The 11,048-nt window shown below is 54.7% G+C and carries 13 protein-coding genes and 2 pseudogenes; 8 read left to right on the plus strand and 7 right to left on the minus strand.

Annotated features, from left to right (window positions below):
* The first annotated feature begins 26 nt into the window (after positions 1-26).
* The 3 genes from KBZ22_RS13265 to KBZ22_RS13270 all read left to right on the plus strand — a co-directional run bounded on the left by KBZ22_RS13265 (position 27) and on the right by KBZ22_RS13270 (position 3,415).
* The gene (locus KBZ22_RS13265) at positions 27-1,136 is read left to right on the plus strand and encodes a hypothetical protein (RefSeq protein ID WP_255022323.1); all 1,110 of its coding nucleotides are present in this window, start codon (positions 27-29) and stop codon (positions 1,134-1,136) included.
* The gene (locus KBZ22_RS14445; protein ID WP_396112138.1) at positions 1,123-1,656 is read left to right on the plus strand and encodes a GNAT family N-acetyltransferase; all 534 of its coding nucleotides are present in this window, start codon (positions 1,123-1,125) and stop codon (positions 1,654-1,656) included. Before KBZ22_RS13265 ends, KBZ22_RS14445 begins: the two co-directional genes overlap by 14 nt.
* 343 nt (positions 1,657-1,999) lie before the next feature.
* A complete protein-coding gene (locus KBZ22_RS13270) occupies positions 2,000-3,415 on the plus strand; it encodes a hypothetical protein (protein WP_255022324.1) in 1,416 nt (471 codons plus the stop codon).
* 381 nt (positions 3,416-3,796) lie between these two features.
* Here the strand turns inward: KBZ22_RS13270 and KBZ22_RS13280 are convergent, their stop codons facing one another.
* Positions 3,797-4,135 carry a hypothetical protein gene (locus KBZ22_RS13280; protein ID WP_255022338.1) on the minus strand — a complete coding sequence of 113 codons (339 nt, stop codon included), beginning with the start codon at positions 4,133-4,135 and terminating at the stop codon, positions 3,797-3,799.
* Here KBZ22_RS13280 and KBZ22_RS14450 point away from each other — a divergent pair.
* Both KBZ22_RS14450 and KBZ22_RS14455 read left to right on the plus strand, forming a co-directional pair.
* A pseudogene (locus tag KBZ22_RS14450) lies at positions 4,109-4,294 on the plus strand (transposase); the annotation flags it as partial. The gene KBZ22_RS13280 and the pseudogene KBZ22_RS14450 sit on opposite strands and share 27 nt — an antisense overlap.
* A 283-nt stretch (positions 4,295-4,577) precedes the next feature.
* A pseudogene (locus tag KBZ22_RS14455) lies at positions 4,578-5,090 on the plus strand (transposase).
* Between the two features lie 258 nt (positions 5,091-5,348).
* Here KBZ22_RS14455 and KBZ22_RS13295 read toward each other — a convergent pair.
* Entirely contained in the window at positions 5,349-6,329 is a 981-nt protein-coding gene (locus tag KBZ22_RS13295) for an IS5 family transposase (RefSeq protein ID WP_255022327.1), read from the minus strand.
* 138 nt (positions 6,330-6,467) lie between these two features.
* Here KBZ22_RS13295 and KBZ22_RS13300 point away from each other — a divergent pair, with 138 nt between their 5' ends.
* Positions 6,468-7,160, plus strand: coding sequence for a hypothetical protein (locus tag KBZ22_RS13300; RefSeq protein WP_255022328.1), 693 nt, complete (start codon positions 6,468-6,470; stop codon positions 7,158-7,160).
* Between the two features lie 393 nt (positions 7,161-7,553).
* Here the strand turns inward: KBZ22_RS13300 and KBZ22_RS13305 are convergent, their stop codons facing one another.
* The 5 genes from KBZ22_RS13305 to KBZ22_RS13325 form a co-directional block, all read right to left on the minus strand.
* Entirely contained in the window at positions 7,554-8,042 is a 489-nt protein-coding gene (locus KBZ22_RS13305) for an ISAs1 family transposase (RefSeq protein WP_255022329.1), read from the minus strand.
* Entirely contained in the window at positions 8,039-8,653 is a 615-nt protein-coding gene (locus KBZ22_RS13310; protein WP_255022330.1) for an ISAs1 family transposase, read from the minus strand. The genes KBZ22_RS13305 and KBZ22_RS13310 overlap by 4 nt, the downstream gene beginning before the upstream one ends.
* A gap of 66 nt (positions 8,654-8,719) precedes the next feature.
* Positions 8,720-9,439: a transposase gene (locus tag KBZ22_RS13315; protein ID WP_255022331.1), complete on the minus strand. Its 720-nt coding sequence runs from the start codon at positions 9,437-9,439 to the stop codon at positions 8,720-8,722.
* Positions 9,440-9,475: 36 nt separating this feature from the next.
* Positions 9,476-9,604 carry a hypothetical protein gene (locus KBZ22_RS13320; protein WP_255022332.1) on the minus strand — a complete coding sequence of 43 codons (129 nt, stop codon included), beginning with the start codon at positions 9,602-9,604 and terminating at the stop codon, positions 9,476-9,478.
* 3 nt (positions 9,605-9,607) lie between these two features.
* On the minus strand, positions 9,608-9,868 hold the full coding sequence (locus KBZ22_RS13325; protein ID WP_255022333.1) for a hypothetical protein: 261 nt from the start codon (positions 9,866-9,868) through the stop codon (positions 9,608-9,610).
* A 135-nt stretch (positions 9,869-10,003) separates the two neighbouring features.
* On the opposite strand from KBZ22_RS13325, the gene KBZ22_RS13330 reads away from it, so the two are divergent.
* Positions 10,004-10,510, plus strand: coding sequence for a helix-turn-helix domain-containing protein (locus tag KBZ22_RS13330; protein WP_255022334.1), 507 nt, complete (start codon positions 10,004-10,006; stop codon positions 10,508-10,510).
* 23 nt (positions 10,511-10,533) lie between these two features.
* The gene (locus tag KBZ22_RS13335) at positions 10,534-11,037 is read left to right on the plus strand and encodes a helix-turn-helix domain-containing protein (RefSeq protein ID WP_255022335.1); all 504 of its coding nucleotides are present in this window, start codon (positions 10,534-10,536) and stop codon (positions 11,035-11,037) included.
* Positions 11,038-11,048 lie beyond the last annotated feature (11 nt).

Below are 11,048 nucleotides of genomic sequence, written 5' to 3' on the forward strand. Positions count from 1 at the left end.
CTTCAGATGGATCCTCGATAATCGTAATGGTCGAGGATCCAGGTGCTTTGAACTTCCTGGCACCATTAGTTGATATGCTCATCGAGCAGGATGTATCTCTGGTAATCTTTGGTGTCGGCGTAGGGGCCCGCCAACTAAGTGAACGGGGGTATCTAGTCATCCAACCTCCGTCGGAGCAGGATGCCGAAAAAATCCTGCGCGCCTACGGATGTAACTTGCTGATCATTGGAACTTGTGAAGATAAACATACTCCTGCTTTCGGTTTAGTTCGTGCAGCACGCTTAGCCGGTATTCAGACGTTAGGTGTAGTAGACGCGGCCGTTAATGCCCAGTTCCGTTTTCGTGGTTCCAGCGATGTGCCACTAGCACATGTCCCAGATTGGATGATCGTTCCAGATGAAGCAACAGCCGATGCTTTTGACCAGCTAGGTTTCCCGCGGGACCGGATCTCTATAGTTGGACATCCGGCGCGTGACCTCGCGAGACGGCGCTCTCAGTCTCTCCGTTTGGCTGTGGATGACGGTTGTCACGCTCGCACACAGGATAAATATCGTATTGTCTTTGTATCCGAACTTTCGGATGGCCTCGATCAAGGTCAGTACACGCGTTCTAAAGACTATACTTTGATGGGACGTGGTAACTCTTCTGCAAGAACGGCCATCGTTGCTGAGGAATTGCTGGATGCGCTATCGGCGCTGCGCGACCATCATGGCATTAATTCTACGCTCGTTCTACGGCTGCATCCAAAACAGGCCAAGAGCGATCTAGGTGCACTCAGCGACGAGTTTGATGAGGTCAGTATTGGCGGTGATCCACTTGAAGTCGTCGCCACCTCAGACTTGGTAGTTGGCATGACTAGCATGTTGTTACTTCAGGCATCCGACATGGGTCTGAACTGTCTGTCAATACTACCTCGCGAGCAAGAAAAGGCTTGGCTGCCGGATGTAGCATTAGGGGTCATTCCTTCGGTCACCGAGCGGAGTAGTCTTCGGGTCGCGCTCCTCAATCTCCTCCTGTCCTATCCGGAGTCTGGTATCGCTCAAGAATCCCTAGAGACTCGGCCAGATGCGGTGGCTGCGATGATGGCATTCATTGTCGACATCCATGCACATGGGTCACCTAATGTACGTGGGTAATTTCAGGCCGCTGAATCTGGGCAGCCTTTACATCTCTAGCTTTCGCGACGAACTATTAACCGAGCGCTATGTCGGTTGGCTGAACGATCCGGAGGTTGTGCGTTATTCTGAGCAGCGGCATAGGGTTCATTCCCTGGAGTCATGTTCTGATTACCTTGAGAGGATGAGGGCGTCAAGCAGTCTATTCCTGTCAATAGAAGCTGATCATAGTGAACCCTTTCACATCGGGAACATATCCGTGGCTATCGATCCTCCAAACCGTGCTGCGGACCTTTCGATCATGATCGGCGACAAGGGTGTGTGGGGAAGGGGTTATGCATCGATGGCGTGGACCGCTGTGATGCAGTATCTCCTCTACGAGGCAGGCTTACGCCGCGTTACAGCAGGCACGATGGAGGTCAACGAGCCGATGATTCGCCTAATGAAGCGAAGTGACATGCACATCGACTGTGTCCGTCCGCGGCACTTCCTCTGGGAGGATCGCGAGATCTCTTTTATTGGAGCGTCGCGATTTCAGTAGATCGGTGCAAGAAGGTTGTCGATATCCCGATGCAGCCATAGCTGTGTCTTTATGGAGTGTATCAATTCAGATCAGGGCCATGGAGGACCGCCTGAGAAAGCCAGAGCCAGGTTCACGATGGGCAACAGCAGTTTGAGCGGTTGCTTAGATCCACAACGCTGCTGTTGAGATGGCTTGGCCTCTCAGAGCACATTGTGGGCACTTTATAGGCTCTTTCTTAGGGAAGGTCTGGATAACCCAGGGGCTCAGCCAGGTCGCTGGATGAGACTCATGCCAGCGACTTCATGGTGATTGGCCGCACGGTGGCTTTCCAGAGCTTCCCCAGCCTAAATTGATTCAACTAATGAGCTTGTTGTCTAAGCGTACCCGAGTCATCTCTCGTATAAGTGAAAAGAACATGTCGTCTTTTGCTAAACAGGTAAAAGTTGTGCAACAAGCAGTTCTGATGTACACACTCACTAGCTACTGGTTGCCATTGATGCTTTTCCTGGCCTTTGGTCAATCAGAAATCTATAAAAGTATCCGTGTGGAATCTGTCTGGTTAGGCATGCTTTCGGTTTTCGTTCTGTCCATCTTGATAATCTTTACCGCAAAGACTAGCTTGGTGAACCGGCTTTCATGGTTTTTTCTAAATATGGCGCCAAGCTGGTCATTGGCAAGGTTCGCGAAGGGATACTCATTCATTCTTGCTCTACTTAATCTTGCCATAACTGGCTCAGGATTATCTAACTCCTATTTACTTGGCTCTAGATATACGGGTGAAGCAGGTCAACTTGCTCACTTTATTATAGGAATTGGGGTTATTTCGTCGACGTGTTCGACGCTGTATTTTTTATACTTATACGGAGCTAAGCCTGGCAATAATAGATCAATATTGCTTAGGCTGCCACTTTTCTTATCGCTTCTTCTTCAAATGCAGCTGATATCCGGCGTTGGCGCCGCGGTGCGCCTCTTATTTATCTTTGCTATGGCTCTTTTCCCAAGGGTTACTGCTCGCGTACTCTTCACAAGCCGCATAACTCTTAGAATTCCCAGTCGCTTGACACTTAGTAAGAAAGTGGTCATCTCCTTTTGCCTTCTTTTGTTGGCAGTGCCTTTTGTTGGCACATTAGTGCTAAAGCAGGGTCTTTTGGCTAAAAATACTAGTATGAACCAGGCTCAGGCTGACAATTTACAGATAATAGCGCAAGGTATTGCTCCAGGTCAATATGTGATATCCAGGTCTTCTACGGCTTTCTACAGCATCTCGAATGCAGTCGATTCAAATCTAAGTACTTTGAGCTCTCATCCTGACTATAATTCATTGCTGGCTTCTGTCGAATACCGACTAGGTGTCATCATGGGTGATTCACGTGCCAAAAAGTCTACCCCAACCCCAGATGGTCTCAACGCCCTTGCAATAGGAGAATATAACGTAGATCCAATGAGGGAGGGGACAAGTCCTGGGGTATATGCATTTTGGCTTTACTTATTGAAGGCAGAGCCCATGCTGGCCATCCCATTGTCATTTGTAATATTAACCATGTGCTCCATTGTTTTCTCACTGCTGCTTGTCTATATTCGTAAAGCTGCAATGCCTGCATCAGTGCCGAATCTGCTGTTAATACTTCTTTATTCTAGGATTCTTGCTGTTCTGCTATTCGCATCTCCTGGCTCTCTGTTTCTCATTGTAGATGATTCACTTATACTATTTGTCGTTGTTTTCTTGTTTATTCTCTTGCTTCCAGGTGGTCCGGCCTTGCCTTTAGAGCATGATTAGAGTGATGATGATGGGCTATAACTTGCTTTTCTAAGGAGCCTCTGAAAAACCCGGCTTGATTACCCAGGGTCTCCTGAGAATGACAGAGCTATGTTCGCAAACGCACAGCTTGGTCAATCAATCGCCTTGCTGAGTGACACTCACGCTGCGGACGCATGCATGCTTTCTGGCGAATTGTGACCACACGGGTCCCCATTCAGGGTCTCTATGATCTCCAGCCACAAGGTAAACAAGACAAAAAGAAGATGCAGCAGCTTCTCGAGATTCATGACCAGCATTGTCATGGCAATGGTTGATCACTGGGTCACAGCAAGTTTCTCGCGGATGAGTCCCAGGCCGAACCGGTGACTTTCAGGAAAGTTGTCACTCCTTGGCTGCCACTCAGGCGGCTTGAACCAAGGGTAACTCCAGGGCCAGTTGGTGCTCTTCCAGTGGCTTGTTGATCCACACTTCTGCCGGCTGACTCGAGCAGCGGGTGTGTCGGCTCCAGCGCGTTGGATTGGCACGGCGGGCCTTCTCGTAGACCTCGGCTCGCTGCTGGCAAATGGCCTTGGCCGCTCCACTGTGGCGCTGGTGGGGCGTAACGAATTTGATGCCGCTGTGCCGGTGCCGGTGGTTGTACCAATCCACAAATGCTGCCACCCATTCGCAGGCCTCGTCCTTGCTTGCAAAGGACCGACTGGGGTAGACGGGATCAACGCCAGGAAGCGGGTCGAACAAGTGTTTGGCTGGGTCAAGCAGGCAGCTGGCCTCCGGCAGCTCAAGGCCAGAGGCCGGTCAAAGGTGGGGGCGGTATTCCGGTTGCTTGTGGTGGCTTACAACCTGATCCGCATCACCAACCTGCTCAGAAGGACGGCCCCGAAGAAGGTGATGGCATGAAGGTGCCGATCAAACGGCCAATGGCCCTGGAGGCCAAGAACGAGGCAGGCCAATTGAGCCTGGCAGCAAGCATGCAAGTCGCTGAGAGCCGGTCAATCTGATTGGCGCGGTGCTGATGACGGTCACGAACAGGGCAAGAGCCCTGGTTTCAGTAGTTTTTTCAGCGGCCTCTTAGGCGGCCCTGGGGGTAACCCCAACCTCAGCGCGCAGCGGAATTACCGCTACGCGGGCCTCCGGCTACACGGACCCCGACAGCCACATCCTCAAGGGCGCTGACGGCTGGATGCAGGGCTACAACGCCCAGGCCGCCGTCGATGGCGACCACCAGGTGATCGTGGCGATCGGGGTGAGCAACCAGGCCAGCGATGCGGTGCATCTGCTGCCCATGCTCGAGCGGATTGAGGTCAATACCGGCCAGGTACCCGAGGCCTTGATCGCGGACGCCGGTTACTGCAGCACCGCCAACCTGAAAGCCTGCGAGTAGAGGGGGCTGGAGGCCTACATCTCCACCAGCCGGCAGCAGCACGGCCAGCGGCCACGGCCATCGCGGGGAAGGCCGCCGGCAGATCTTGATTCCCGCGGCCGGATGGATCGGAAGCTCAGATCCAAGGCCGGTCAGACCGTTTACGCCCTGCGCAAGACGATCGTCGAGTCGGTGTTCGGTCAAATCAAAGGTGCCCGAGGTCTGGATCGGTTCCGATTGCGAGGGTTGGAGAAGGTGAACGGGGAATGGGCGCTAATGGCCACCACGCACAACCTGTTGAAGCTGTTCCGGGCAAGCGCAACAGCGGCCTGAGGAGCTGGCTCAGTTCGCCGGAGCCAGGGCTACCGGGACAGACTTCTAATAGACCCTGGCCCTGACACCTGTCCACTGAATTGGGTTAAGGAATCTCTGGACAAACGGGGTTTGAGCCGGAGGCAGTGAGCAGAAAAGAGTGCCTTTGACCGTAAATTGCCTCTGAGGCCCTTTTCAGAGGACTTTTGATCTCCTGTTCAGCCACTTTGGGCTGGTTTTGAGGCTGAATGGCGGTGTTCAGACATACCAAGCCCCCGGTCAGACTGTCGCAAGCAAATGTCGTCGGGCCTGGAAAAGGTTCGAGAGTGCCGCCATCACATTGATCTTGCAGCGATTTTTGGCGAGGCCGCGCAGACGGGTCTTCTGAAAGCCAAACTGCTGCTTGATCACCCGGAAAGGATGCTCAACCTTGGAGCGGATGTGAGCTTTGGCCGTCTCGATCAGATCCTGCAGCTTTCCATCTGGTGTATCCGGTAACGCTCGGCGTTTACCGGGTCGGATTGCCACCCTGAATTCCGTTGCCTTTCCTGCCATCTCAGGCCTTTTGGCGATGCCTTGGTAGCCGGCGTCGCCGTAGACAACCTCCTCGTCACCATGCAACAGCTCAGCGACTGGAGTGAGGTCGTGCACGTTGGCGGCAGTGACCACGACCGAATGGATCAGGCCTGAATCCTTGTCCACGCCTGCGTGGACTTTCATCCCGAAATACCACTGGTTGCCTTTCTTGGTCTGGTGCATCTCCGGATCTCGCTTCCCCTCTTTGTTCTTGGTGGAGCTGGGCGCCGCGATCAAGGTGGCATCAACGATCGTGCCTTGGCGCATCGTCATGCCCCGCGCACTGAGGTGGGCTTTGACGACCTCAAAGATCTGCTCGCCCAGCCCGTGCTTCTCCAGCAGGTGGCGGAAGGTGAGAATCGTGGTTTCATCCGGGATCCGATCGCTGATCAGCTCGATGCCCGCAAAGCGGCGCATGGTGGGCACCTCGATCAGGGCCTCTTCCATGGCCGGATCACTGAGGGAATACCACTGCTGCAGCAGATGGATCCGCAGCATCGTGGCGAGTGGATACGGAGGGCGGCCGCCTTTCTTACTCGCTTTGGGGTAGTGGGGCTCGATCAGATCGATGAGTGCCTGCCATGGCACCACCACCTCCATCTCAGAGAGAAACTTCTCCCGTTTGGTCTGCTTCTTGGCTGTTGTGAGCTCGTAATCCGAGAAGCCAAGCTGCTTGCCGCCCATCAACCCAGTCCTGGCCTGCGGTTACAGGCTCATTTTCGCGCAGATAGGCTGGGTTTTCCAGAGTCTCCTTAACCTCACTGAGGCTGTAAGAAGCTATAATCATAGATTGGCCATGCAACCGTGTTTTTGAAGACAAGCTTGGATGCCACCTTGGCTCTTCATGAGATCAAGCAACTGGGTTATTATCGTTATACTAAATTTATTTCTCAGGACGAGGCCGAAGAGGTGTCTTCTGCGCTTCTTAGATTTGCAGACTCTGCAGACAGATCAACATTGGAAATTAATTACGAAGGTTCTGAGATGCGTATTTGGAATGCCCAGCTAAGAATTCCCGAGATTTTCAGCCTTTATTCCAGGCTTAAATTACTCAACAGGATTTTGTTCAACGATGCTTCTGAATTCTGCATCTTGGCAATACTTACAAAAAATACTCCCCAGTCATGTCACTCAAATAGATGGCATGTCGACTCCCTGTCTGCTCAGTATAAATTCTTTCTTCACTTGTCTAATGTAACAGACCAAGACGGTCCGTTTGAATTTATTCCTAAATCGCATACAGTGATTTCACGGTTATTTTTTTGTTTAAGGTATCCATTTGTGTACCTTAGGCCATCCATGCGGGGCATAAAGAGAGCTTACCGCTCTATTTCTGATGCAAAGATTCCGCCGTTACCTTCGAGAAATCAATTTTTATGTTCTTCTGGCGACCTTCTTGTCGCAGATGTGAGAATGCTTCATCGTGACTCTCCATGTTCTGCCGATGGATCCAGGGTTGCTCTTCATTGTTACTTAGGCGTAGATCCCAGATGCTTTCCTGGTTTTCATTCATGAATTCGTCTATCTAACTCTTTTGAGTTTCTTTTGTTCCCACAAATATTGTTAATGGGCTATGACGTGGGCCCCTTAGATCGATCCAGGTTGAGTTAGCGTCACCATCTGGCGAGGCTGGGTTGGGGTCTTCACCATGAAACTAACCAGGCACACGACGGAGCAGATCATCCGCATGCTCAAAACTGCCGAGCAGCTGATTGCTCAGAGCACGACCGTTGCCGAAGTTTGCCGACGTTTGCCGAGTGATCGAGGTGACCCAGCCGACGTAACACCGTTGTCGGCAGGGATACGGCGGGATGCAAGCCGAGGAGGCCAAACGGCTGACCTGGGCAGGGCTGACTGAAAGTCGCTTCATCCCGTCTCTGCGGCGCTGATTCCGAACCAGCTGAGCATTCAGCTGATGTCGTGTGCCACGGCCATCAGACCAGCGCGGATTGAGCGAAAACCATTGCAGCGCAGCAGGTTCAGTGCCAATGTGCGCAGCAGAGCCAACACCTGCACCCCGTTGCGCTGGCTGTAGCGATGGGCGTCCTCACCGAGCTGGGTGTCGCGAGGCCAGTGCCACTGGTTTTTGATCGCCCAGCGCTGCCGCACCAGCCTGAGCAACGCTTTTGGGCTGGTGCGCAGGGTGGTGATAAAGAAGTGAATGTGGTGAAACGGCTTGCCGTCACGCCAGCCGGTGCTCACCAGCTCGATGATCCAGCTGGTTCCAGCCCAGCGTTCACGGATGGTGCCTGTGGCATTACGGGCACGGAGAGTCCAGCGCACCCGGCGGCCGTGGCTGGCCTCGACATCGCTGATCTCAACAGGAAAGTGCCGGTGGCCGCGGAACTGGGAGGCGATCTGCCGATACAGCCGGCGCTGGTTGTTTTTGACCGTCAAGAGCAGGTCGGCGCCCTGCTCGGCGGCAAGCAGAAAAACGCTGGCGAGGTATGCAACGCATCCGCCTGGATCAGCACACCCTCCAGCTCCAGGGTGCTGAGCAAGGTTTTGAGGGCCGCGCGCTCGTGGGATTCGCCGGTGTCAAACGAGGTCTGCGCGATCGCCACGCTGAGCTCCCGCGCGTAGAGCGTGACCTGGGTGACAAATCGCGTGGCTCCATCGGCACCATCGACCTGAGCGGCTGAACCGCTTAGGGTTTTGCCATCACAGATCAGCTGGTCAAATTCCTTGTTCTGATCAGCGATCTGGGCCAGCATCCACTCCCTGTGCAACCCAAACAGCTCCTCGATCTCCACCCTCTCAAACAGGTAGAGGAAGGTGGAATCGCAGGGTGCCTTGGGTAGCTCCAGATCCAAAGCCGCGCCGAACGCCTGGTGATGCCGCTTGGCGAAACGCTCCAGATCCCTGGCGCTGCGGCAGCCACTGAGGATGCCAAGGATCGCCATCAACAACAGCAACCACTGGGGGTAACGCACCCCTCGGCGCTTACGCCCTTCCGGCAACGCCTGAAGAAAGGCGATCAGATCAGCAGTGGCAGCGGGGTCGGCCAAAGGACGGGAGCAGTCCCGATAAAATCGGCACCAGCATGGCCGCACCAGCCGCCCTATGACGGACTTTCAGTCGGCCCTGTGACGTTGCCTGACACCGCGGCTCGGAATGCAGGGCTCCAGTGCCTGCAGCGGGATCGGCATCAAGGCCAGAAGCGCTTGGCCGGCGGCGATCACGCTCTGCTGGATCCAGTGCAGACCGATGCGGGCAAAGCTCAGCCCGCGTTTCCAGTGCGGATCGACTCGGCGACGTTCGCCGGCCAGGCTGGCCGCATAACCCTGCAGGGCGCTGATCAGGACAGCGATCGCGACGACCAGCAGCAGCCGATCGATGCGAGACGGATCCCGCAATCCACTGCGCTGGAGCTGGAAGATCCCGGATTTCTGGTCGCGGAACAGCTGTTCACAGCAGAAACGCTGCCCGTAGACCCAGACCAGATCCAGGCTGGGATCGAGGTTGCTCACCAGGTCCAAAGGCTCGGCGGCTGTGATGCCAACGGGTCTGGCCAGAACCAGATTGGGCTGATGGCCGCCGTCCCAGAGCCGCACACCACGGAATCCACGGCAATGGCCGCGGGGCAAGCGGAGCCGGCGCACCTCGCAGCCCATCGGCGCTGCGGTGCTATGAATCCAGGTGTCGGCGCTCAGCCGCATCACGTACCGCCAGCGCGAGCGCACCTCAAAGCTGTCGAGCAGCTCACCGCTGGGAAAGGCTCGGTCCGCCAGCACCGTGATCGTACTGAACCCCGCGAGCAGGCGATATTGCCGCTCCAGCAGAGCAATCACCACCTCAGCGCTGACGCTGGCACTGGGATGCTCCAGCGTCTACCAGAGCAATGGGATCGCTCGGCCGTGGCAGACCACGGAGAACACCACGACGCAGAACCGGTTCCAGAGCACCGTGGTGTCGAGCGCCAGATGCATGGTGTGGCCTGGATTTTGCCACTGCTGCATCGCTCAGAGCACCAGCGGGCCATTAAGGCTCTCGGGATCGATCCGTACATTGCCGAGCCAACAGCGGCAGCGTCGCTGCCAGCTGGCCGGCAGGCTGCGAGTCAGCGGAACGGATCGCTGCCACTTGTCAAAACAGACGGTCTGGCTGAGCAGCAGCCCGGCCACCATCCAGCCAAGCAACACCAGATGGCGTTCGTCGCAGACCGGGCAGTGTTGACGCAGGAAGCCGGTGAGCTCAGCAGAAAGCCGGGCGTGGGAATCCACGAGGGATTGGTTTGGTGTGCGAACCCCAAACTCTCATGGCTCCCTGCCCACCCAATGGCCTGAGACCCACCCCCTCTGCCAGGAAAGTTGTCACCCCTGTTAATTGAATCCTTGGGGGCTTAATGGAGCAATTTAATGACTGCTTACAGCCTTGCTGTTCAAGCTGATGTGAGAAAAAGGATGAGCCCGCCAAATCGGCAGGATGTGCCTCAAATTTCTAAGGAATTAGGTATTCATCAATCCACGCTTTATAAATGGCGCAGTAACTGGCGGTTGCAGGGGGAGGTGGTGCCAGCATCAGAAAAAGGTCCTGATAGCTGGAGTGCTTCAGATAAATTCACGGTGGTAGTAGAAACAGCTGGGTTTAATGCCACTGAGCTGAGTAGCTACTGCAGAGAGCGTGGTCTGTTCCTTGAACAGGTAGACCGCTGGCGCCAAACAGCGCAGGATGCAAATGCAAATGCAGTGCTAACCATGGCGGAGCAAAAGGAGCTTGAAAAGCTCCGCGCCCAGGACCAGCGGGAAATAAAAGCACTAAAAAAGGAACTGCAACGCAAGGAGAAGGCCCTGGCGGAGATGGCGGCCTTGTTGGTGCTGCAAAAAAAGTGGGAGGCCTACTGCTCGGAGGTCGCGGAAAGCTAACCAGCGCCGCCTGCCGGCAGAAGGTGATTGAGCTGATTGCTGAGGCCAATGCTGCAGGCGCCGGCCTCGTGCGGGCATGCGACGTGACCTGTATCTGCCTACGCACCCTTAAACGCTGGCGGCGTGAATTTAAAGCTGATGGCAATGGCGTTGATCGCCGGAAAGGTAGTAGCCGCAAAGTGGCTCATCGCTTAAGCGTTGAGGAAGGCCAAAGGATCTTGCTTACTTGCAACGAACCTAAATACGCTGATCTGCCGCCAGGCCAAATCGTGCCTGATCTCGCTGATCAAGGCATTTATATAGGTTCTGAACGCAGTTTCTATCGGGTTTTACATGCCCATGGACAACTACACCGCCGCGGTAGAGCGCGGCTACCACAAGCAGCAAGGCCTGTTAACAGGTTGCGAGCTGATGGCCCAAATCAGGTTTGGAGTTGGGATATTTCCTATCTGCCAACCAGCGTTAAAGGGATTTGGCTTTACCTCTACCTAGTGGTTGATATCTGGAGCAGAAAAGTGGTGGCCTGAGACGAGTAGCA

It is taken from the genome of Cyanobium sp. L1E-Cus (assembly GCF_024345755.1).
In the GTDB taxonomy this organism is placed as follows: domain Bacteria; phylum Cyanobacteriota; class Cyanobacteriia; order PCC-6307; family Cyanobiaceae; genus Cyanobium_A; species Cyanobium_A usitatum.